We start from the raw sequence: 21,556 nt of genomic DNA, 5'->3' as shown, positions 1-21,556 counted from the left end.
CCGTCTCCAAGGGGTCTTGGCCACGGCGGCGGTGGTCAGATCAAACCAGACATCAGGCCCCGGCGGAACGAACCGCCTCGGAGATCAGCTCGTCCACCTGGTGCAGCATCCGGCGGCCGTCGGTCGGCGTGAACGTGCTCCACGGCGGCTGGCCGTTCGAGGAACGGCGTTGCTGCAGGTAGCGGCCCTCTTCGGTGTCGAAGAACGCGACCACGCGCTCGGGCCGCCAGCGCTTGCCGTACTTGTCCCGGGCGGCCGCGCCGAAGTTCCCGGTGTGCACGATCCCGGTGAACATCTTCACCAGCGCCTTCGCGTCGTCCTCGCGCAGCCCGATGTTGCGGAACGCGGCCTCCGTCGACTTCGGCGAGCCGTCGGTCTGCGCGATCGCCTTCTCGATGTCAGCGCTCGGCAACGTCACCGAGAGACCTGTTCCGGCGGGGTGCGCGGGAAGCTGCGACAGCACCGCCGAGGCGAGCCCGGAGCCCTCCCACGGCTGGAACGTCAGCTGGTCGTCCCGCAACGTCGCGAGCGCACCCCAGTCGCCGTTCGCCACGGCGAGGACGCGCAGGCTGTGGCCGAGCCAGAGGCGGCCGTCCGCCTCCCGCTCGGGCTTCACGAACATCCGCAGCAACCCGTCCAACTGGGACGAGAGGCCGCGCGAGTTGCCCAGGCGCCGGTGGTCCAACTGCTGGTAGACGCGGTTCTCGAGCTGGATGCGCTCGTCCCGCGTCTTGCCAGGTGTGGGAACTTTGAGCACGAGCGGCATGGGGCCGACGTTCATGCGTTCCCACAGCACGTCGAACTCCTCGGCGGAGAGAGTGATCGGCTCTCTCTCCGCCGGAGCGCCGAACAGGCTCACTCTGACAGGCCGCCAATGACCGGCGGCGCGACCATGCGCTCGTCGCCGAACACGTCGTCGGTCTCGACCAGGTAGTCGGCCGCCTTGTGCTCGATGTCGTCCTCGCCCTCGCCCTTCTGGCCGTGAGCGCCGGCGCCACCTGCACCGGCCTTGCCGGCACCAGCGCCCGCACCGGAGCCCAGGGCGCCGCCGCGCATGCCCTCAGGGCCGGAGCCCATTCCGGACATGCCACCCGGCATGCCGCCGGGCTTCATCGAGCCGGCCTGGCCGGACGCGCCGAGCGAGCCGGACATCGGCCCGAACGCCTTGCCGCCACCGAGCTGACCGCCGCGAACGCCACCGGAGCCGCCGGGACGGCCGGAGCCGCCAGGGCCACCGGGACCGCCGGTGCCGGGCCGGGTGAACACCGGACCGCCGGGGGTCGGCGTCGGCGTGGGCGTCGGGTGCGGGACGTTCGTGGGCGGCGGGGTGTACGTGGGAGGAGGAGTCGGCGTCGTTGTCGGAGGCTGCGTCCACGACGTGTGCGTGGTGTCGGTGGGCGGCGGCGTCCAGCCGGTCGAGACCTGCTGCGGGGTCGGCTGGGGCTGCGTCCACGACGGGTTGGTCGTGCCGGTGTTCGTGCCGGACGGCCCGCCGGGGCCGGTCGAGCTGTAACCGACGCGCGTGCTGCCGGTGCCCGTGTCCGCGGGAGGCGGCGTGTCGATCACGACCTGCGGCGGCGTCGGGAAGTCACCGAGCGTCGAGGAGTTCCAGCGGCTGTCCGACTGGTAGTCCTCCATGACCTGGACGGCCTTGGCGGCGGCGTTGTCCGCGGCGGCTTCCTGCCGCTCGTGGTCCACCTGCTGGCCGACGACGTGGGCCATGCCGACGGGACCGGTCAGCGCGCCGGCCGCGATGTCGAGCAGGCCGGGCTTCTCGGTCGTGATCGGGACGACCTCGGGCATCTTCTTGCGCGCGTCGGCGATGTACTCGCCCTGCAGGCGAGCGGAGCTCTCCATGGTCGTGGCGCCGGTCTCGGCGAAACCGGCCCACTGAGCCAGCGGCGACAGCGCGCCCTGGGCGGCGTCGGCGGCGTCGGACTCCCAGTCCGCGCCCATCTTCGACAGGCCGGTGTGCAGGTCGGCGTCGATCTGCGCGAGCGTCGCGGCGATCTTCTTCCAGCCCTGCTCCACCGGGATGGAGGCGGAGACGCCGGGACCGGAGTTGATCATCTTGTACAGCTCGGGGTGTCCGTACCCCTGGAAGCGGTGGTCAGTCATCGGTCAGTCCCCCTCTCAGTCCTGGTCTCGCAGGTGCTTGCCCCACATGGCCTCGTTGTCGCCCTCGGTCATGCGGTACTGCTCCTCGATCATCTTGAGCTGATCGATCACGCCGACGAGCTGCTTCTTGTAGAAGGTCAGCGCGGCGAGCGCCTTGTCGGAGGTCTGGTCGTTGAACGCCTTCGAGGTCTCACTGGAGATCGGGTCAGCCGCCCACGGCCTGGTGGGCAGGTCGGCGACCGCCGGGGCGATCTTCTCCTCGAACTCCGCCAGCGCCTGCTCGAAGGCCTTCCTCGCCTGGGGAATGGCGGACGGGTCCACCTTCAGCTTGCGCTGCCCGAACTCGGGCGGCGACGACGCGCCTCCACCACCATCCGCGAGAAACACGGCACACCCTCCTCAGTAACGGCCCCCCAGAAAATCGGGCCGTGTGTGCTTTTGGGACGACCTTAGCTCTGATGCATTACGCGAGTGACCGGTTCCCGGTACAAGGTGCGTACTTCTACTCAACTGTCATTTGGTGGCGAGAACGGCACCAGCGGCCTCCGCCAGCGCCTTCGCCCGCTCGCACGCGCCGTCCACGGTGGCACTGTCCTCACCGAGCCCCGCGATACCGCTGACCAGCAACAACTGGCCGTCGTTCGCGTCGATGTAGATCTCACACGCACCAGCGGTACCTGGCGACTCCGTCCGCGTGAGGTAGGCGGGATATCCCACTACCTGAAGTGTGGTGAGCTTGGACTCACCCGTCGTCTTCTTGAGCCTGTCCACACCGCCGTTGAGCAGCGTGTGGATGTCGGCGGTGTACTTGTGGTCCACGTAGGTCTGGTTGCATCGCTTGCTGCCCTCCCCGTATTCGGGCCGGGGGATACCCGCTTTGACGGCGTTGAAACCCAGAGCGGTCTTCTGCTCCGGCGTGATCAGGGAGCACGGGTCGAGAGTGGCGAGGTCGACGGCTTTCGGCCTGTTCACCGGAGCGGTCCCGGCAGAAGTTCCGGTCGTCGGCGCGGAGCCCGTCTGATCCCCCGCGGAGGGCTTCCCCTGCTCTGTGGACGAACACCCGGTCAGGACCGCTGCCAGCAGGAACGGGACGGCAAGTCGACGCATGGCGGCCAAAATATCGGATCGCCGGGCACGGAGGGTGGCGAACGACGTGTCCCGCGTCACCCATAAGGTCCATTGCCGCCGACCTCACAAAAAGGAAACCTTCTTTACGATACCCTGAAGCGCCGCCGCCCCGATGCGTCGAGGAGCGACATGCTGCGCAACCGACCACTACCGACTCTGGTCGTGGCGGCGGTGGGTCTGGCCCTGCTGGTGCCAGGTACCTCAGCCAACGCGGGCCCCGTGCCCGGCACCGGAGCGGCGCTCAAGGTGGCCGCCGCCCCAGGACAGACCTCCACCATCCCCGACTGGCGCATGCAGAGCAGCGCCAGCGCCACCCAGGCCGGCAGCGTGATCTCCGGCCCGGCGTACTCGGACACCGGCTGGCTGACCGTGCCCGCGCGGTCGACCGTGATGGCCGGTCTGATCGCGAACAACAAGTACGGGGACGTCAACTACTCGGAAAACCTGAAGAAGGCCAAGACCGGCGACTTCAAGGTGCCGTGGTGGTACCGCAAGGTCTTCCAGGCCGACCCGCAGCCGGGCGTGAACACGTTCCTCAAGCTCAACGGCGGCGTGATCTCCCGCGGTGAGGTGTGGCTGAACGGGACGAAGGTCGCCGGCACGGACACCGTCATCGGCGCGTACCCGACGTTCGAGTTCAACGTCACCAGCCTGCTGCGCAAGGGCGACAACGCGCTCGCCATCAAGGCGTCGCCGTCCGACCCGGCCAAGGACCTGGTGATCCACTTCATCGACTGGTCCCAGCTCCCGCCCGACCGCAACCAGGGCCTCTTCCGCGACGTCGACATCGCGCAGAGCGGCGCGGTCTCGCTGCGCGGCCTGCACGTGCTGAGCGACCTGCCGCTGCCCAGCCTGAACACCGCCACGGTCACCGTGAAGGTCGACGCGCGCAACAACACCGGCAGCGCGGTCACCACGACCGTCGCCGGCAGCGCGGCGGGCCAGAACTACAGCCAGAACGTCAGCCTGGCCGCGAACGAGACGAAGACCGTCACGTTCCCGCTCACCGTCGCCAACCCGCAGATCTGGTGGCCGTACCAGATGGGTGCGCAGCCGCTGTACGAGGCGACGACGAACGCGACGGTGGCCGGTGCCGCGTCGGACCAGCAGAAGACGACGTTCGGCATCCGCGAGGTCACCTCGAAGATGATCAGCGGCAACATCCAGTACCAGATCAACGGCAAGCCGATCCTGATCCGCGGCGGCGGCTGGGCGTCGGACCTCTTCCTGCGCACCAACGTGCAGAAGATCGCCGACGAGATCCAGCTGACGAAGTCCATGGGCCTCAACACGATCCGTCTTGAAGGCAAGCCCGAGAACGACGAGCTCTACGACATGGCCGACCGCGCGGGCATCCTGCTGATGACCGGCTGGGAGTGCTGCTCGAAGTGGCAGAACACCGGCGGGTTCTCGGCGGAGGACAAGAGGGTCGCCGGCGCGTCCGCCGAGGGCGAGGCCAAGCGGATCCGCAACCACCCCAGCGTGTTCACGTTCCTGATCGGATCGGACGAGGCCCCGGTGGCCGCCGTCGAGACGATCTACCTGGACGCGTTGAAGCGCGCCGACTGGCAGACGCCGATCGTCACGGCCGCCGCGCGTCGCAGCTCACCGCAACTCGGTGACTCGGGCATGAAGATGGACGGCCCGTACTGGTGGGAGCCGCCGGTCTATTGGTACAACAACCAGAAGGGCGGCTCGGCGGGCTTCGCGTCCGAGATCGGCCCCGGCCTCGCGATCCCGGAGATGGACGAGCTCAAGAAGTTCCTGAGCCAGGCCGAGATCAACAAGCTGACGGACTACAACGCGTCGCAGTACCACCTGTCGCCGTCCGGCAACTTCAGCAAGATCGGCTTCTGGGGCACCGCGCTCGACAACCGCTACGGCAAGCCCGCAGGCGTGGACGACTTCGTCAAGAAGTCGCAGCTGCAGCAGTACGAGACGAACCGCGCGCAGTTCGAGGCGTTCGGCCGCGACTTCTCCGACACCGGCGCGAACCAGGCGCAGGGCGTCATCTACTGGATGCAGAACGACCCGTGGCCCAAGCTGTTCTGGCACCTCTACAACTACAACCTCGCGACCGCGGGGTCGTACTTCGGCGCCAAGACGGCGAACAAGGCGCTGCACGCGCAGTACTCCTACGACGACAAGTCGCTCGCCGTGGTGAACATGGGCCTGGAAGCCAAGCAGGGTCTGCAGTTGCAGGTGACGGTCTTCAACTCCGACGGCACGCAGAAGGCGAACGAGACGCGTTCGGTTCCGGCCAAGGCCAACGGTTCGGTGCGGGTCGGCACCCTCCCGCAGCCGTCCGGGCTCTCGTCGGCGTACTTCGTGCGGCTGCTGCTGAAGGACGCGAACGGCAACGAGGTCGACCGCAACGTCTACTGGCTGTCCACCAAGGCGGACACGCTGAACTACAACGGCGGCGACTGGTACTACACGCCGCAGGCCCAGTACACGGACCTGAAGTCGTTGAGCAGCCTGAAGGCGGGCCAGGTGTCGGTGTCCACCACCACGACGCCGGGCACGAACGGCAAGCAGGCCACCAGCGTGACCATCAAGAACACCGGCACGTCCGTGGCGTTCTTCCTGCGCGCGTCGCTGCGCAAGGGCCAGGGTGGTCCCGAGGTGCTGCCCGCCGACTGGTCCGACAACTACATCACGCTGTTCCCCGGTGAGACGCAGACGATCCAGGCCGAGTACCGGACGTCCGACCTCGGCGGCGCGCAGCCGGTGGTCGAGGTGTCCGGGCACAACGTGAGCAAGCGCTAGCGCGAGTAGCGGTCCGCGACGACGGCGGGTCGTTCCACGGGACGGCCCGCGTCCAGCGACCACGCCAGCCGCACGTACTGCGCGTGCGTCCAGGCGAGTGGGGTGGCCGAGCCGGTACCTCGGCCATTCCACACCTGTTCCGGCAGCATGAGGCCGGTGTTCGCGGTCGCGGCGATCTCCCTGAGCCGCTGGGCGGCGCTGGCCCTGTCACCGGCGAGCAGCTCGTACTCGCCGCGTTCGCCGGACAGCAACGGCCACAACCTGCCGTACGTCCTGGTCGGTGTCGGCCAGTTGATGCCCCACGGCCTGCCGTCCGCGGTCTCGCCGTAGCCGTCCTGCGTGAACCGGTGCCAGTAGCCCTGTTCCTTCAGCTGCTGGTCCACGACGGTGACGGTGTTGCGGATGACCGGGTCGTCGGCACGCTTGACGCCGAGCCGCACCAGTTCGAGGAAGCTCGGGTCCACGACCGCGCGCTGGTCGATGTCGGTCGGATTGTTGTCGCCCAGGTTGTACTTGGTGCCCTGATCGGGCCTTCCGTCCTTGGTGAGCCGCAGGTAGTACGGCTTCGGCGAGTACGGCCCGGTCCGCGTCGCGGTCCAGCCCTCCACCTGCCGCTGCCACGCGTCGGCGGCCGCGAGGTAGCGGTCAGCGTTCTCCCCGTTGCGCCGCAACAGATCCGCGTAGCACACCAGCCCGGCGACCGCCGAGGCGATCGTGGCGGGCGAATAGCCGTCCTGGTTCTCCCACCGCTCCTGCTCGCTGAACGGCGAGTTCGGGTAGCTCAGCAGGTAGTCCGCCGAGCGGCGCAATGCGTCCATTGTGGACTTGTCCTGCCGGTCCAGGTGCCAGGCCAGCAGCAGCGGTGCCGCGGTCTGGTCGAGCTGGACCTTGGTCCACACCGGCGTGCCGTCGACCCGCGTGTTCTGCGGCAGGTGCCCGTCCGGTTCCTGTTGCTCGCGCAGCATGAAGTCCAGTGCGCGCTGGGCGAAGCCGCGATCTCCTGCCGCGATCATGGCCGTGGACACGTGGTACAGGTCGCGCGGCCACACCAGCGCGTACGGGCCGAGTTCCGGCGCCAGTTCCCGGTCGAACCCGAAGGCCCACGGGAAGCTCGGCGACGCGATCGACGCGCCGGGGTGGGCCTTGTCCTCCGTCGCCGCCAGCACCATGACGGACATGTCGTAGAGCCGCCGGTCCGCCGACTTCGGGCGCTTGAGCCCGTCGAGGTAGGAGTGCCAGCCCTGCGCGTACTCCCTGGCGGCGGAACGGAATCCGCGGTCCAGCGCGGCCTGGGCGACGCCCTCACCGAACCCGACCGCGAACGTGCCGTGCGCGCGTCGCACCGGCTCCGTCGGCAACGAGCTGGCCACCGAACTGGAGCCCTTCATCGGCACGTGCTCGACCGACAACCGGACCGGACGCTGAGCCGTGAGCGCCACGTCCGCGAGCACGGCGGCGCGCTGCGGATCGGTGACGTAGGTGATCTCGGCCTGCCAGCCGTCGCCGCGCAGCTTCTGCCGGAACGTCAGCGACCTGTCGTCGGCGGGCTCGGTGTACGCCCGGCCGGGTTTTCCGTCCACCAGCAACCGCGTCTCGCGGGTCGCGGGCGTGCTGAGGTCGGGGTGGAAGATCTCGGAGAGGCCCTGGTGGCCGAGGGTGAACCACACCGGGCTGGCCGCGGACCTGGCTGTGCCGAACGCCTGTTTGTCCGCGGGCAGGGGAACCACTTCGGCCGCGCGAGCGACCGGGGCCGACATGACCAGCAGCAGCACGACCAGGGCCAATGACTTCATGCCCTGGGGTGTTCCCCGAGCTAGAGATCACCACGCAGAAGACTGTCGATGTTCTCCGGCGGGCCCGGCCGCGCGAAGAACCAGCCCTGCCCCGTGTCGCAGCCCAGCCGCAACAACCGCGCGGCCTGCGCGGGCGTCTCCACACCTTCGGCCGTGACGCCCAAGGACAACGCGTGCGCGAGCTGCACCAGCGTCGCCACGATCTGCGAGTCGACCGGGTCTTCCTCGTTCTCGGCGCGCAGCCCCTCCATGAACGACCCGGCGATCTTCAACTCGTGCACGGGCAGGTGCTTGAGGTAGGCCAGGTTCGAGTAGCCGGTGCCGAAGTCGTCGATCGCGATGCGCACACCCATGTCGCACAACGCCCGCAGCGCTTCCAGCGGCTCGTCGGCGGTGCCCATGATCGCCGACTCGGTGAGCTCCAGCTGCAGGTGGTGCGGCGGCAGCGCGCACTCGTCCAGGATCTGCTTGACGTCGCGCACCAGCTCGGGGTCGCGCGACTGCCGCACGGCCAGGTTCACCGACACGAACGGGGCCGCGTCGCCGAACTCCTCCAGCCAGCGCCGGGCCTCCTCGCACGCCTTGCGCAGCACCCACCGTCCCAAGGGGACGATCAGGCCGGTCTCCTCGGCGAGTTCGATGAACCGGTCCGGCGCGAGCCGCCCGAACTCCGGGTGCTGCCAGCGGACCAGGGCCTCGACACCGGTGACGGTGGAGTCCTCCAGGCGCACCAGCGGCTGGTACTCGACGTAGAACTCACCGCGTTCCAACGCGCGTGGCATCGTGGCGGACAACGTGAACCTGGCGACCTCGCGGGCGTTGCGCTCCGGGTCGTACAACGCCCAGCGCGCCTTGCCGTCGGCTTTGGCCCAGTACAGCGTGATGTCCGCGTCGCGCATCATGTCCGCCGACGTCGTGCCGGACAGCTGCCGTTCGACGATGCCGATCGACGCGGACACCGACAGCTCGTGGCCGGCGATGCGGATCGGCACCTCCAGCTCGGTCAGCACCCTGCCCGCCACGTCGACGATGTCCTGCTCGCCGGAGGAGCCCTCGACCAGGATCACGAACTCGTCGCCGCCCATGCGCGCGACCAGCTTGCCCTCGCCGGACACCGAGTGGTCGAGCCGGCGGCCGACCTCGACCAGCAGCTGATCCCCTGTGTCGTGGCCCAGCGAGTCGTTGATGACCTTGAAACCGTCGAGGTCGAGGTAGCAGAGACCGGCCCGGACGTGCTTGGCGCGGTTGTTGAACACGCGCCCGAGGCGTTCGAGGAACAGCGCCCGGTTCGGCAGGCCGGTCAACGGGTCGTGCAGGGCCTGGTAGCGCAGGCGGTTCTGCAGCAGGTGGCGGTCGGTGACGTCCTCGATCATCGCGACCTGGTACTGCGGCTCGCCGTGGTCGTCGCGGACCAGCGACAACGTCAGGTGCGTCCACACCTGCTCGCCGTCGGCCCGGTGGAAGCGCTTCTCGGCCCGATAGTGGTCGCACTCGCCCGCGATGAGCTGGTCGTAGAGCCGCCACACGCTGCCCGCGTCCTCGGGGTGCATGAGGTCGCGCACGTTGTACTGGCGCATCTCCTCGACGCTGAACCCGAGCATGTCCTGCAACGCCTGGTTGACGTCGAGGATCCGGCCGTCGATGGCCGCGATGCCGATGCCGATCGCGGCCTCGGTGAACATCGCGCGGAACCGGGCCTCCGAGGCCCGCAGCGCCGCCTCCGCCTGGTCGCGGGCGTCCAGGACGGCCGCCCTGATCGCCTCCTGCTCGGCGAGGGTGCGTTCCCGCAAAGCGCGGGCGTAGCCGGCGGCCAGCGCGCCCTGCAGGGCCGCCAGGCGGGACTGCAGCCGCTCGTCGCCGGGGAAGCCCAGTTCGGCCAGCAGGTCGTCGCCGAGCAGCTGCACGGTGCGGCCCAGCGTGTCGGTGCCGGTGAAGTGGGCGTCGACCAGCCGTGAGCCGATCTCGTAGCCGGGGGCGGTGCGGAACGGGCTGGCGAACAGCGCCTCGACCAGCAACTCGGTGAGGTCCTGGAGGTGCTGCGCGACCTCGGCCCTGGTCATGGGCACGTAGCTCGACCCGATGACGGCCGTGGCCCAGCTGCGCGCGAACGACTCGGCACCGGCCAGTACGGCCGGGCTCAAAGGAGAGCGTTCCTCACGCACCCGCTGGTCAACCCGATCGGTCATCTTCTCGGCCCTAACCCCACGAACGCGCAGCATACGGCCGGTCGCCGTCCGGAGTCATCTCTGAGCCTTCCGGCCCAGCGCGGCGAAGCCGGGGAAGCGCATACCGGACTCCGCGACGTCGGCCGGTGACTCGGGACGCCAGGCGGGCACCCTGACCAGCCCCGGCTCGACCAGCGTGAACCCGTCGAACAGGCGGGTGAGCTCTGATCTGTCCCTGAACGTCGTGCGCGTGACGTCGCGGTTGTAGATCTTGCGGGCCTCCCGCGAGGCGTCCGTCTCCTCGTCCGCCTCGTAACCGGCGTGGGAGAGCGCGAGGAAACTGCCGGGGGCCAGGCGGTCGCGATAGCCGCCGATCATGCCCCACGGGTCGTCGTCGTCCGACACGAAGTGCAGCAGCGCGATCATCAGCACGGCGACCGGCTCGTCGAAGTCGAGCTGCTTGTCGACCTCGGGCGAGCCCAGCACGTTCGCCGGGTCGCGGACGTCGGCCTGCAGCACGCTCACGTGCCCGTTGCTGTTGAGGATCGAGCGGCTGTGCGCGACGGCGACCGGGTCGATGTCGACGTAGACGATCCGGGCCTCGGGATCGGCGGCCTGGGCGATCTCGTGCACGTTGCCGACGGTCGGGATGCCGGAACCGAGGTCGAGGAACTGCCGGACGCCCTGGCCGAGCAGGTAGCGGACGGCCCTGCGCAGGAACGCGCGGTGGTTGAGGACGACGTCCCGGATCTCCGGCATCGTCTCCAGGGTCTTCTGGGCGACGGCCCTGTCCGCGGCGAAGTTGTGCGCGCCGCCGAGCCAGTAGTCGTACACGCGCGCGACACTCGGCCGTTCCAGGTCGATGTCCCCCGGGGCCCAGTTCGGCCGCTCCACCCGCTCACCCCACCCGCGTTCGTACCGTTCGCGCCCATCATGCACCCGCCGCTTGGCAGAATGCCGACCTCGTGAGGAAAAGTTTGCTCCTGTCGACCATTCTCGCGTCCATCGGCGCGTTCGTGCTGGTCGGCGGCGTGCTCCTGCTCTTGGACCCCGGCGCGCCCAAGCACGAGGCGATCAAGACGGGTGGTCTCGCGGGCGGCGCGATCGTCGCCCTCTACGCGTTGTGGCTGAACGACCGGCGCCGCAAGGTCGAGGAGGCGCGCCAGGAGCTCGAGAGCCAGCGCATCGAGCACGACCGGTCCCGCGTGGCCGACGAACGGTTCGCACGCGCCGTGGAGCTGCTCGGCCACGAGACCGCCCAGGTGCGGGTGGGCGCCATGCACGCGCTCGCCGGCCTCGCGAAGTCCAGGATCGAGTACACGCAGACCGTGCTCGACATCCTCTGCGCGTACCTGCGCCAGCCGTACAAGAAGACGCGCAACGACCCCGAGGAGATCGAGCTGGAGGTCCGGCTCACCTCGCAGCGCCTCATCGAGGACCTGCTGCCGCGTCTGGAGGAGAAGAACCCGCCGATCTACGACCTCAACCTGACCAAGGCGCACCTCGAGTTCATGGACCTGTCGTACCGGCAGGTCGGCGACCTCTACATCCGCGTCGCCCACTTCGAGGACTCGAACTCGTTCCACCACATGAAGATCCACGGCCACTTCTACGTCACCGAGGCCACCATGAACGGCCGGTTCCACATGCACCACACGGAGATCGTGGGCAGGGCCTGGTTCAGCAGGTTCAAGGCCCAGGGGATCGCCATCTTCACGGACACGAAGTTCGGCGGCGAGACCAAGTTCGCGAACTCGGAGTGGGCCGAGGTGAAGGCGGACGGCTGTACGTTCGCCGTGCAACCCGATCTTCCCGAAGCGTGGAGGAACTGACGTGCGCTGGTTCATCGCGGTGCTGCTCGCCGCTGCCGTGACGGCGGGCACCGGCTATGCGCTGTTCCTCGTCAACGCGCCCGCCATCGAACTGGTGAAGACCGCCGGCGTGGCAGGTGGCGCCATCGTCGCGCTGTACGCGTTGTGGCTCAACGACCGCAAGCACTACCTGGAGAGCGAGAAGGTCGCCGACGAACGGTTCGCGCGTTCGGTCGAGCTGCTGGGCAACGAGGCCGACCAGGTGCGGGTGGGCGCGATGCACGCGCTGGCGTGGCTCGCCAAGTCGACACCCCGCTACCGGCAGACCGTCCTCGACGTGCTGTGCGCCTACCTGCGCCGCCCGTTCGACTACCCGCCGCACCAGAGGTTGCCGGGGGACCCGGATCAGGACTTCACCCCGGTGGAGGACGAGAAGCGGCAGGAGCACCAGGTCCGGCTGACCGCGCAACGGCTGATCAAGGACACCCTGTCGTGGGGGAAGAAGCGCAGGCACAAGTCCTTCGACCTGGACCTGACGGGCGCGACCCTGGAGTACTTCTCATTGGACGGCCGGTACGTGAACCGGTTCGTCGCCCGGCGTGCGCAGTTCTACGGCATCACGAACCTGCGGAACGTCCGCGTCAAGAGCGTGACGCTGTTCTCCGGCGGCACCTTCCACGGCAGGCTGCAGTTGGAGAACGCCACGTTCACGGGCGGGATCTCCTTCGAGGAGACGACGTTCGCCGGTGTGGTCAACCTGGGCAACAAGAAGATGGGGTTCGCCAGGGTGGGCAGGTTCTTCCACCCGTCCCCTAAACCTCCCGCCGAGCAGGACGGCGAGATGAAGGTTCTGGAGGAGACCGAGTTCCGCAGGCCCGCGACCGGCTGGCACCTAACCGGCAGCACGGAGGCGGCCGGCCCTGGCTTCGAGAACCATGTCGAGGAGGACGCTCGCGGCGGCGCCGACGGTGTTCGCGGTGACGACGACGGTCTCGGCGACGGGCACCGTCCCGCGAAGGCCGACGAAGTGCGCGCGGTCAGTTTTGAGGGCGAAGGACTGCGGGACTAGCGCGACACCTAGTCCGAACGCGACGAAGTCCAGCAGGGAGTGCACGTCGTTGACCTCGACGGCGACTTTGCGCTCGACACCGGCGGCGGCCAGCGCCCGGTCTGCCTCGTCACGCGTGCCCCAGTCGGCGTTGAAGTCGACGAACGGCTGACCGTCCAGCTCCGCCAGTTCGACGGACTCCCTTGCGGCGAAAGGACTTCCCGGCGCACACGCGAGCACGAGCGGCTCACTGGCCAAAGTGGACATTCGCAGGTCGTCGGCGATCTTCGGCTGCCTCGTGACGAACGCGAGGTCGAGCCGGCCCGCCCGGACGTCCTCGACCAGTTCGGCGTTGCCGGACTGGCGCATCCTGATCTCCACGCCGGAGTGCAGCTCGTGGAACCGCGACAGCACCGCGGGCAGGTGCACCACGTGCAGGCACTGCAGGCTGCCGACGGACAACGTGCCGCGCAGCAGCCCCTGGACGGCGGCGACGGCGTCCCTGGCCGACTCGACACTGCCCAACGCTCGACGCGCCTCGGGCAGCAGCGCCCGTCCGGCCTGGGTCAGCTCGACCTGACGGGTGGTGCGCAGGAACAGCGGCGCGCCGAGCTCCACCTCCAGCGCCCTGATCGACGCCGACAGCGCGGACTGGGTGACGTGCATCCGGCCCGCCGCCCTGGTGAAGTGGCAGTCCTCGGCGACCGCGATGAAGTACTGAAGCTGCCTGAGTTCCACGATTCATCACCGTCGCTGCTGAATGAGATCACTTCTCTGTGTTGGACAGCTTAATCGTCAGGGTCCAGAGTGGAGGACATGCAGAAGCGCCGCATCGGAGAAGTGGAAGTCAGCGCCATCGGTCTGGGCGGCATGCCCATCTCCGTCCAGGGGAGGCCAGAGCGCGCACAGGCGATCGAGACCATTCACGCCGCGCTGGACGCGGGCGTGACGTTCATCGACACCGCCGACGCCTACTCGCTCGACGACACCGACTTCGGCCACAACGAGTCGCTCATCGCCGAAGGGCTGCGCGGCCGTTCCGAAGAGGTGTTCGTGGCGACCAAGGGCGGGCACACGCGCGTGCCGGGCGGCGGCTGGGAGCTCGACGGACGGCCGGAGTACCTGTTCAAGGCCGTCGACGGGTCGCTGCGGCGGCTCGGGGTGGACCAGATCTTCCTCTACCAGTTCCACCGGCCGGACCCGAAGACGCCGATCGAGGAGTCGGTCGGGGCTCTGAAGGAGATCCTGGACAGCGGCAAGATCCGCTACGCGGGCGTCTCGAACTTCAACCCCGAGGAGATCGTGCTCGCCAACGAGATCCTCGGCGGACGGCTCGCGGCCGTGCAGAACCAGTTCTCACCGTCGTTCCGATCGAGTGAGCCCGAACTGGAGCTGTGCGACAAGCTCGGCATCGCCTTCCTGCCGTGGAGCCCGTTCGGCGGCATCGGCAAGGCGGGCGCGCTGGCGGGTCCGTTCAAGGAGGTCGGCGAGGCGCACGGTGTGAGCCCCCACCAGGTCTGTCTCGCGTGGATGCTCGCGAAGTCGGAAGTGGTAGTCCCCATTCCGGGTGCTTCTCGACCGGCGAGCATCTCGGATTCGGCCGCGGCCACCCACCTGGAGTTGTCCGCCGAGGAGTTGTCCCGCCTGGACGGGTGACCCCGGTAGCAAATTGCGACAAATGGTCGCACGATCTAACCCATGCGGACCTTGATCAGCATCGTGGCGATCGTCGCCGGCATGACGCCGGCACCCGCGTCCGCGGCGCCCTTGCCCGAGGGCTCCGCGGACCACACAGCGGGATCCCAGATCCTCAAACACGAGGGCGCCGGCACCCTTCGTGCGGAGGAGTCCCCGCCCACCGAGGGCAAAGTCCCCGGCATGGACGTGAGCAGCCACCAGGGCGATGTCGACTGGAGTTCCTCCTGGGACAAAGGCGCCCGGTTCTCCTACGTCAAGGCGACCGAGGGCGTCCACTACCGGAACCCGAAGTTCACCCAGCAGTACGACGGTTCCTACGGCGTCGGCATGATCCGCGGCGCCTACCACTTCGCGCTGCCGGACCGCGCGAACGGCGTGGCGCAGGCGAACTTCTTCGTCGACAACGGCGGCGGCTGGTCACCCGACGGCAGGACGCTGCCACCCGCGCTCGACATGGAGTACAACCCGTACGGCGACACCTGCTACAACATGAACCAGACTGCGATGACCGCGTGGGTGAAGGAGTTCAGCGACACGGTCTTCGCCCGCACCAGGCGTTATCCGGCGATCTACACGTCCACGAGCTGGTGGAACAAGTGCGTCGGCGGCTCGGTGAAGTTCGGCGACACCAACCCGTTGTGGATCGCGCACTACACCTCGAAGCTCGGGCCGCTGCCGGTCGGGTTCGACTTCCACACGATCTGGCAGTGGCAGGCGGCCGGGCTCTTCCCCGGCGACCAGAACCTGTTCAACGGCCAGTTCGAGCAGCTCCAGCGCATCGCCACGAGCTGAGAAGGGCCCCGCCGGCGACGGGGCCCTTGGTGCTCAGTCGAACAGGGCCGGGAGGGTGCCCTCCCAGGCCTCGCGGAGCTCGTCCAGCGGGAGTTCGCCGAGGCCCTGGATCTCCAGGGCGTTCGACTCCGGGTCGACCACACCGACCTTGCGCCACGGCAGCCTGCGCGCGGTGCACATGTCGGTGAAGCGCTGCTCCTCGGTGCGCGGCACGGCGACCAGCACGCGGCCAGCGGACTCGCTGAACAGCGCGGTGAACAGGTCGCCTTCGAGGAAGACCCGCGCACCCACCTCACCGATCAGGCACGTCTCGACCAGCGTCTGGGCCAGGCCGCCCTCGGACAGGTCGTGCGCGGCGGAGACCATGCCGTCACGGGAGCCCGCGACCAGGACCTGGCTGAGCAGCTTCTCGCGTTGCAGATCAGCCTTCGGCGGCAGTCCGCCCAGGTGGCCGTGGACGTGGTGCGCCCACTCCGACCCGCCGAACTCGTCGCGCGTCTCGCCGAGCAGCAGCAGCGTCTCGCCGGCCTCGGCCCCGATCCCGGTGGGGATGCGGCGCCGCACGTCGTCGATCACGCCCAGCACGCCCACGACCGGCGTCGGCAGGATCGCCGTGGAGCCGGTCTGGTTGTAGAAGCTGACGTTGCCGCCGGTCACCGGGATGCCCAGCTCCGCGCAGCCGTCCGCGAGACCCTTCACGGCCTGCTCGAACTGCCACATGACCGCCGGGTCCTCGGGCGAGCCGAAGTTGAGGCAGTTCGTGACGGCCACGGGCGTCGCACCGGTCGCTGAGACGTTCCGGTACGCCTCGGCCAGCGCCAGCTTCGCACCTTCGTACGGGTCGAGCTTCGTGTAGCGGCCGTTGCAGTCGGTCGAGAGAGCCACACCGCGGCCCGTCTCCTCGTCGATCCGGATCATGCCGCCGTCGCTGGGCTGCGCGAGCACCGTGCCGCCGCGGACGTACCGGTCGTACTGCTGGGTGACCCACTTCTTGGAAGCCAGGTTGGGGCTGGCCGCCATGATCTTGATCAGTTCCAGCAGGTTCTCGGGCCTCGGGAGACTGTCCGGCGTGTTCGCCTGCAGCTCGTCCTGGTCGGCGGGACGCTGGATCGGCCGGTGGTAGACCGGCCCCTCGTGGGCGACGGTGCGCGGAGGCACGTCGACGACGACCTCGTCGTGGTAGGTGATGACCAGGCGGTCGCCTTCGGTCACCTCACCGATCTCGGTGGCGATGACGTCCCACTTCGCGCAGACCTCCATGAACGCCTCGACGTTGGCCGGCTCGACCACCGCGCACATGCGTTCCTGGGACTCGCTGGAGAGGATCTCGGCCGGGGTCATGTTCTTCGCCCTGAGCGGGACGCGGTCGAGCCACACGTGCATGCCGCCGTCACCCGCGGACGCCAGTTCGCTCGTCGCGCAGGACAGGCCCGCACCGCCGAGGTCCTGGATGCCCGCGACGATGCCCTTCTCGAAGAGCTCCAGCGAGCACTCGATCAGCACCTTCTCCGTGAACGGGTCGCCGACCTGCACGCTCGGCAGCTTCTTGCGCTTGCCGGCGGAGTCGTCGAACGTCTCGCTCGCGAGGACACTCACGCCACCGATGCCGTCGAGACCGGTGCGCGCGCCGTAGAGGATGACCTTGTTGCCGGTGCCGCTCGCGTGCGCGAGATGCAGGTCCTCGACCCGCATCGCACCGACGCACAGGGCGTTGACCAGCGGGTTGCCCTGGTAGGACTCGTCGAACACGACCTCGCCGCCGATGTTCGGCAGGCCGAGGCAGTTCCCGTAGCCGCCGACGCCCGCGACGATGCCGGGCAGGACGCGCTTCGTGTCATCGGCGTCGGGCTTGCCGAACCGCAGCGGGTCCATGACCGCGAGCGGCCGCGCGCCCATCGCGAGGATGTCCCTGACGATGCCGCCCACACCCGTCGCGGCGCCCTGGTAGGGCTCGACGTACGACGGGTGGTTGTGGCTCTCGGCCTTGAACGTGACGGCCCAGCCGTCGCCGATGTCGACGACGCCGGCGTTCTCGCCGATGCCCGCGAGCATCTTGCTGCGCATCTCGTCGGTCGTGGTGTCGCCGAAGTACTTCAGGTGCACCTTGGACGACTTGTAGGAGCAGTGCTCGCTCCACATGACCGAGTACATCGCCAGTTCGGCGTCGGTCGGGCGGCGCTGCAGGATCTCCTTGATGCGCGCGTACTCGTCGTCCTTGAGGCCCAGCTCCTTGTAGGGCTGCTCCTGGTCGGGCGTCGCCTCGGCGTTCTTGACGGTGTCGATCACGCGTTCACCACCGTGTCGAGCAGGGACAGGAACACGCCCAGACCGTCGTCCGTGGGGCCGGTGAGCGCGTCGATGGCGTGCTCGGGGTGCGGCATGAGGCCGACGACGTTGCCCCTTGCGTTGGTGATGCCGGCGATGTTGTTGCGGCTGCCGTTCGGGTTCTCACCGACGTACCGGAACACGACCCTCTGGTTGTCCTCGAGCTCCTTGAGGGTGTCCTCGTCGGCCTGGTAGCCGCCCTCGCCCGACTTCAGCGGCACGAGGATCTCGGCGTTCAGGTCGTACCGGCCGGTCCAGGCCGTGGTGTTGTTCTCGACCTTCAGCCACTGGTCGCGGCACACGAAGTGCAGCTTGTGGTTGCGGGTGAGCGCGCCGGGCAGCAGATGGGCCTCGGCGAGGATCTGGAAACCGTTGCAGATGCCCAGAACCGGCATCCCCTTGTTCGCGGCCTCGATCACTTCCTGCATGACGGGCGCGAACCGCGCGATGGCGCCACACCGCAGATAGTCGCCGTAGGAGAACCCACCGGGCACGACGACGGCGTCAACGCCCTTCAGGTCGTGATCCCCGTGCCACAACGGCACGGCTTCCCCGTCGGCGTATCGGACGGCCCGCTGCGCGTCGACGTCGTCGAGAGTGCCGGGGAAGGTGATGACACCGACCCTCATGCCTCGACCCTGCGCACGGTCCAGTCCTCGATCACGGGGTTGGCGAGGAAGGTCTCGGCGATCTTGGCGAGCGTGGCGTCGTCGACGTCGTCGGCGACCTCCAGCTCGAAGTGCTTGCCCTGACGGACGGCGGTGATGCCGTCGAAGCCGAGACGAGGCAGCGCGTTCGCCACCGCCTGGCCTTGGGGGTCGAGAATTTCGGGCTTCGGCATGACGTCGACGACGACTCGGGCCACGACAGACTGCTCCCGGGATCAGAGGGGCTGGCGGTACCTCGAGAGCCTATCTGACCTGTGCGTTCATCCTCCCGACACGTGTTCGGGGGCACATCGTCACCGGTCCACCTTCGGGTGAACGAGCTTGTCTCGGCGGTGGGGTTTGGTACAGTGGTATCAGCCGAGGCCCGTAAGCCGAGGAAGTGTACCCAGCCCACGTCCGGACGGTCGACGGCTGGGTATCGCGCTTTATAGGGGTAATCCAGGTCGACGATCGACTCGACGACGGGCATCACCCGCTCCCGCCACTCACCGCCGGAGCCGTAGCACCAGGCCACGAAATCAGCGATCCACAGCAGCTCCTCGTTGCTGCTGCGGCAGTGCTCGTAGACGAGGTTCGTGGACAAGGCGACGCGGCCGAGGGACGTGCGGATCGTCAAGAGGTCATGCAGGTCTCGTTGGGCACGAGAATCAAGGACGAGCCGATGAGCGCCGGCCTTCAGCAGATCCTCGACGAGCCGCCGGACGCACGTTTGGCGCGCCTGCTCGTCACCCTGGTCACAGCTGCGCTTGTACAGCCGCACGGAGACCTGCGCGTCCACCATTCGGGACGCGATCGCTTTGCGACGGCTGGAAGTCTCCTTCTTGCAATGCAGCTCCCGCTGTCCTGGCATCAGCAGACAGCGCAGGGTCTTGCGGAACTTGTGGAGCTGGCCGGGCGGCACCAGGGCCACCGCCAGCAGGTACGTGTTGTTTCGTCGCGACTCGTCGACGAAGGCGTGCAGACTCACGGAACGTCCATCGGCAGAACCTGAACAACAGTTCATCAAGTCCAACTGATCGGATCCGAACGACCCGATATTGGACCTATTCCAACAAGCTATTTCGCCGAAAGCGAGACCTGTGGCAGCCGAGCCCGATCGGACGGATGCTGGAGATCATGAAGATCCTCGTGCTCGGCGGAACCGTGTTCCTCAGCAAGGCCATCACGGCGGAGGCCGTCCGCCGCGGCCACGACGTGGTCTGCGCTGCCCGCGGTGCCTCCGGCGGGGTGCCCGAGGGAGCCACGCTCGTCCCGGTCGACAGGAACAGGCCCGGTGCGTTCGACGCACTGGCCGGCGAGCAGTTCGACTCGGTGATCGACGTGTCGAAGTACTCGGTGAACTGGGTTCGGGACGCGCTGGAGGCGTTCGGGGCGACCACGCCGCACTGGACGTTCGTGTCCAGCATCTCCGTCTACGCGGACCATTCGACGGGCAGTGACGAGCTGTTGCCGCCGTTGGAGGACGACCCGGCCGAGGAGTTCACGGCCGAGCGGTACGGCAGCGTCAAGGTGGCCAGCGAGATCGCGGTGCGCGAGGCCGTGGCGAGCCGCGAGTTCATCGTCAGAGCCGGGCTCATCACCGGGCCCGACGACCCGAGCGACCGGTTCGGGTACTGGCCGGGGCGGATGGCCCAGGGTGGGCGCGTGGTCGTGCCGGACAGCCCCGACCTGGGGTTCCAGCACATCGACGCGCGGGATCTGGCGCAGTGGATCGTGTTCGCGGCCGAGGAGCGGGTGACGGGCACGTACGACTCGACCGGTCCGGTCATGCCGTTCCAGATGGCCATCGGCGAGATCGCCGGGGCCACCGCACAGCCGGGGACGCAGCTCGTACCGGTGCCGGAGAGCGTGTTGAAGGAGCTCAACGTCAACCCGTGGGCCGGGCCGCGGTCGCTGCCGCTGTGGCTGCCGCAGGAGTGGGCCAAGATGGTCGGCCGCGACGTCAGCAACGCGCTGGCGAACGGGCTGCGCGTCAGGCCGCTGGCCGAGACCGCGCTCGACTCGCTGAAGTACGAGCGCGGCCTCGGGCTGGACCGGCCCCGCAAGGCGGGACTCACCCAGCAGGAAGAGCAGGAAATCCTTACAGCAGTGAGTTGATCTGCGCGGCGACGAGGTCGATGCGCACGCCCTGGTTCGGGCAGCCGCCGAAGTGGTGGAGCCCGATCACCTTGTGCGTGCGCCTCGACAGCACCGGCGAACCGGACGAGCCGCCTTCGGTGTCGCACATGTAGCTGATGTCGGACTGCGACGAACTGCCGTTCACCCGCACGGCACGCACGACGCAGTAGCCGCCGCCGTTGTTGTTGTCGCGCAACGACAGCTTCTTCAGCTTCCCGGCCGGGTGGCCGACGATGTACATCTCCTCATCCACGGCCGGAACGCGCGCGTCCAGTTCGAGGTAACCGAACGAGCTGATGGACGCGAAGTTGTTCACGGTGAAGAGGGTGTAGTCCAGCGCGGCGTCGGTCTTGAGGACCTGGGCCGCCAGCACCTTGGTGACGGTGGCCGTAGCCGTGCCGCCGCAGGTCGGGCACTGGTAGTTGAACCACACCTCGATGCCGCTGACGCTGGTGAAGCAGTGGTTGTTGGTCAGCAGGCGGTTGTTGGGGCCGACGCGCCACGCCGTGCACAGCGAACTGCCGTTGCGCAGCAGCTTCGCCACGGACGCGGTCTTGCCCCACTCGGTGGGGTTGCTGGACTGGTAGCAGACCGCGTCCTTGTAGTCGTTCGTGCCGCAGATGCTCTGCACGGACGGCTGCGAGGACATCTCGGCGTCGGTGTAGCCGCGCGTGAGCTTGTCGATCCGCACGCGCGACAGCGGGTTCGTCACGGAGACGACCGCGCGGTCGCCCGTGATCGACATGGCCCAGAAGCCGGACGCGTCGAGCGTCGCGGTCAGCGAGGACTTCAGATCTCTCGTGTACGTGTACTTCTCGGTGCCGTCAGGGTTCGACACCGTGAGCACGTCGCCGGGCAGGATCCGCAGGTCCGTGAAATGCAGCTTCACGTAACCGGACCCCGGTCGTTCGATCGACGTCGAACGATTCGCGCCACCCACGCGGACTGAGACGTTTTCCTCAGTTCCGATCTCCTGCGTCTGCGGCGACGAGGCCTCAGCAGGTGTAGAGGTGGTGATAGCAGGGACGATGGTCGTCATCGGCAGGGCAAGCGCCAGTGCCGTGAGGAGTTGCAGGGTTTTCCTCATGCCTTTTGATACTTCCGACGTCACCTGACTGTGTCA

18 protein-coding genes and 1 pseudogene are annotated in these 21,556 nt (G+C 68.3%); 7 read left to right on the top strand and 12 right to left on the bottom strand.

Annotated elements, in window-relative coordinates; translation table 11 throughout:
- Positions 1 to 52: 52 nt before the first annotated feature.
- The 4 genes from ACIRG5_RS13905 to ACIRG5_RS13890 all read right to left on the bottom strand — a co-directional run bounded on the left by ACIRG5_RS13905 (position 53) and on the right by ACIRG5_RS13890 (position 3,225).
- Positions 53 to 859 (bottom strand): ESX secretion-associated protein EspG, encoded by an 807-nt coding sequence (locus tag ACIRG5_RS13905; RefSeq protein WP_402904559.1) that lies wholly within the window; start codon positions 857 to 859, stop codon positions 53 to 55.
- Positions 856 to 2,118, bottom strand: coding sequence for a PPE domain-containing protein (locus tag ACIRG5_RS13900; RefSeq protein ID WP_402904557.1), 1,263 nt, complete (start codon positions 2,116 to 2,118; stop codon positions 856 to 858). Before ACIRG5_RS13900 ends, ACIRG5_RS13905 begins: the two co-directional genes overlap by 4 nt.
- Positions 2,119 to 2,133: 15 nt before the next feature.
- Positions 2,134 to 2,505: a transcriptional regulator gene (locus ACIRG5_RS13895; protein WP_402904556.1), complete on the bottom strand. Its 372-nt coding sequence runs from the start codon at positions 2,503 to 2,505 to the stop codon at positions 2,134 to 2,136.
- Between the two features lie 126 nt (positions 2,506 to 2,631).
- Positions 2,632 to 3,225, bottom strand: coding sequence for a DUF3558 domain-containing protein (locus ACIRG5_RS13890; RefSeq protein WP_402904555.1), 594 nt, complete (start codon positions 3,223 to 3,225; stop codon positions 2,632 to 2,634).
- Between the two features lie 150 nt (positions 3,226 to 3,375).
- Here ACIRG5_RS13890 and ACIRG5_RS13885 point away from each other — a divergent pair, with 150 nt between their 5' ends.
- Complete coding sequence (locus tag ACIRG5_RS13885; protein WP_402904553.1) at positions 3,376 to 6,015, top strand: glycosyl hydrolase 2 galactose-binding domain-containing protein; 2,640 nt, start codon at positions 3,376 to 3,378, stop codon at positions 6,013 to 6,015.
- Here ACIRG5_RS13885 and ACIRG5_RS13880 read toward each other — a convergent pair.
- Genes ACIRG5_RS13880 through ACIRG5_RS13870 form a run of 3 tightly spaced genes read right to left on the bottom strand, consistent with a single transcriptional unit; the run spans position 6,012 to position 10,867 of the window.
- Positions 6,012 to 7,808 (bottom strand): glycoside hydrolase family 15 protein, encoded by a 1,797-nt coding sequence (locus tag ACIRG5_RS13880; protein ID WP_402904552.1) that lies wholly within the window; start codon positions 7,806 to 7,808, stop codon positions 6,012 to 6,014. The two genes, ACIRG5_RS13885 and ACIRG5_RS13880, sit on opposite strands and share 4 nt — an antisense overlap.
- A gap of 20 nt (positions 7,809 to 7,828) precedes the next feature.
- The gene (locus tag ACIRG5_RS13875) at positions 7,829 to 9,994 is read right to left on the bottom strand and encodes a putative bifunctional diguanylate cyclase/phosphodiesterase (RefSeq protein ID WP_402904550.1); all 2,166 of its coding nucleotides are present in this window, start codon (positions 9,992 to 9,994) and stop codon (positions 7,829 to 7,831) included.
- Positions 9,995 to 10,048: 54 nt separating this feature from the next.
- Complete coding sequence (locus ACIRG5_RS13870; protein WP_402904549.1) at positions 10,049 to 10,867, bottom strand: SAM-dependent methyltransferase; 819 nt, start codon at positions 10,865 to 10,867, stop codon at positions 10,049 to 10,051.
- Positions 10,868 to 10,938: 71 nt separating this feature from the next.
- On the opposite strand from ACIRG5_RS13870, the gene ACIRG5_RS13865 reads away from it, so the two are divergent.
- On the top strand, positions 10,939 to 11,805 hold the full coding sequence (locus tag ACIRG5_RS13865) for a hypothetical protein (RefSeq protein WP_402904548.1): 867 nt from the start codon (positions 10,939 to 10,941) through the stop codon (positions 11,803 to 11,805).
- A gap of 256 nt (positions 11,806 to 12,061) precedes the next feature.
- Positions 12,062 to 12,511, top strand: a pseudogene (locus ACIRG5_RS13860) (pentapeptide repeat-containing protein); the annotation flags it as partial.
- A gap of 165 nt (positions 12,512 to 12,676) precedes the next feature.
- Here ACIRG5_RS13860 and ACIRG5_RS13855 read toward each other — a convergent pair.
- Positions 12,677 to 13,570, bottom strand: a complete 894-nt coding sequence (locus tag ACIRG5_RS13855; RefSeq protein WP_402904546.1) for a LysR family transcriptional regulator — start codon at positions 13,568 to 13,570, stop codon at positions 12,677 to 12,679.
- Between the two features lie 78 nt (positions 13,571 to 13,648).
- Between ACIRG5_RS13855 and ACIRG5_RS13850 the strand changes: the two genes are divergently transcribed.
- Positions 13,649 to 14,488, top strand: a complete 840-nt coding sequence (locus tag ACIRG5_RS13850; protein ID WP_402904544.1) for an aldo/keto reductase — start codon at positions 13,649 to 13,651, stop codon at positions 14,486 to 14,488.
- Positions 14,489 to 14,530: 42 nt separating this feature from the next.
- Complete coding sequence (locus ACIRG5_RS13845; protein ID WP_402904542.1) at positions 14,531 to 15,322, top strand: lysozyme; 792 nt, start codon at positions 14,531 to 14,533, stop codon at positions 15,320 to 15,322.
- A gap of 33 nt (positions 15,323 to 15,355) precedes the next feature.
- On the opposite strand, the gene purL is transcribed toward ACIRG5_RS13845, so the two are convergent.
- Genes purL through purS form a run of 3 tightly spaced genes read right to left on the bottom strand, consistent with a single transcriptional unit; the run spans position 15,356 to position 18,512 of the window.
- On the bottom strand, positions 15,356 to 17,608 hold the full coding sequence (gene purL, locus ACIRG5_RS13840; protein WP_402904540.1) for a phosphoribosylformylglycinamidine synthase subunit PurL: 2,253 nt from the start codon (positions 17,606 to 17,608) through the stop codon (positions 15,356 to 15,358).
- Entirely contained in the window at positions 17,605 to 18,276 is a 672-nt protein-coding gene (purQ, locus tag ACIRG5_RS13835; RefSeq protein WP_402904538.1) for a phosphoribosylformylglycinamidine synthase subunit PurQ, read from the bottom strand. Before purQ ends, purL begins: the two co-directional genes overlap by 4 nt.
- Positions 18,273 to 18,512, bottom strand: a complete 240-nt coding sequence (gene purS, locus ACIRG5_RS13830) for a phosphoribosylformylglycinamidine synthase subunit PurS (protein ID WP_030465889.1) — start codon at positions 18,510 to 18,512, stop codon at positions 18,273 to 18,275. The genes purQ and purS overlap by 4 nt, the downstream gene beginning before the upstream one ends.
- A 182-nt stretch (positions 18,513 to 18,694) precedes the next feature.
- Between purS and ACIRG5_RS13825 the strand changes: the two genes are divergently transcribed.
- The gene (locus ACIRG5_RS13825; RefSeq protein WP_402904536.1) at positions 18,695 to 19,306 is read left to right on the top strand and encodes a hypothetical protein; all 612 of its coding nucleotides are present in this window, start codon (positions 18,695 to 18,697) and stop codon (positions 19,304 to 19,306) included.
- Between the two features lie 125 nt (positions 19,307 to 19,431).
- A complete protein-coding gene (locus tag ACIRG5_RS13820) occupies positions 19,432 to 20,412 on the top strand; it encodes an NAD-dependent epimerase/dehydratase family protein (protein ID WP_402904534.1) in 981 nt (326 codons plus the stop codon).
- Here ACIRG5_RS13820 and ACIRG5_RS13815 read toward each other — a convergent pair.
- Positions 20,396 to 21,322, bottom strand: a complete 927-nt coding sequence (locus tag ACIRG5_RS13815) for a trypsin-like serine peptidase (protein WP_402904532.1) — start codon at positions 21,320 to 21,322, stop codon at positions 20,396 to 20,398. The two genes, ACIRG5_RS13820 and ACIRG5_RS13815, sit on opposite strands and share 17 nt — an antisense overlap.
- Positions 21,323 to 21,556: the final 234 nt, after the last annotated feature.

Origin of the sequence: Lentzea sp. NPDC102401 (assembly GCF_044765805.1) — a bacterium.
In the GTDB taxonomy this organism is placed as follows: Bacteria; Actinomycetota; Actinomycetes; order Mycobacteriales; family Pseudonocardiaceae; genus Lentzea; species Lentzea sokolovensis.
Note: the sequence above shows the minus strand (reverse complement) of the source record. Positions and strands in the feature narration are given on the sequence as shown.

Excerpts from the sequence above, each read along its gene's own strand:
- ACIRG5_RS13850 (WP_402904544.1), top strand. The coding sequence starts at position 13,649 with ATGCAGAAGCGCCGCATCGGAGAAGTGGAAGTCAGCGCCATCGGTCTG.
- ACIRG5_RS13885 (WP_402904553.1), top strand. The coding sequence starts at position 3,376 with ATGCTGCGCAACCGACCACTACCGACTCTGGTCGTGGCGGCGGTGGGT.
- purQ (WP_402904538.1), bottom strand. The coding sequence starts at position 18,276 with ATGAGGGTCGGTGTCATCACCTTCCCCGGCACTCTCGACGACGTCGAC.
- ACIRG5_RS13875 (WP_402904550.1), bottom strand. The coding sequence starts at position 9,994 with ATGACCGATCGGGTTGACCAGCGGGTGCGTGAGGAACGCTCTCCTTTG.
- ACIRG5_RS13845 (WP_402904542.1), top strand. The coding sequence starts at position 14,531 with ATGCGGACCTTGATCAGCATCGTGGCGATCGTCGCCGGCATGACGCCG.
- ACIRG5_RS13820 (WP_402904534.1), top strand. The coding sequence starts at position 19,432 with ATGAAGATCCTCGTGCTCGGCGGAACCGTGTTCCTCAGCAAGGCCATC.
- ACIRG5_RS13880 (WP_402904552.1), bottom strand. The coding sequence starts at position 7,808 with ATGAAGTCATTGGCCCTGGTCGTGCTGCTGCTGGTCATGTCGGCCCCG.
- ACIRG5_RS13890 (WP_402904555.1), bottom strand. The coding sequence starts at position 3,225 with ATGCGTCGACTTGCCGTCCCGTTCCTGCTGGCAGCGGTCCTGACCGGG.
- ACIRG5_RS13900 (WP_402904557.1), bottom strand. The coding sequence starts at position 2,118 with ATGACTGACCACCGCTTCCAGGGGTACGGACACCCCGAGCTGTACAAG.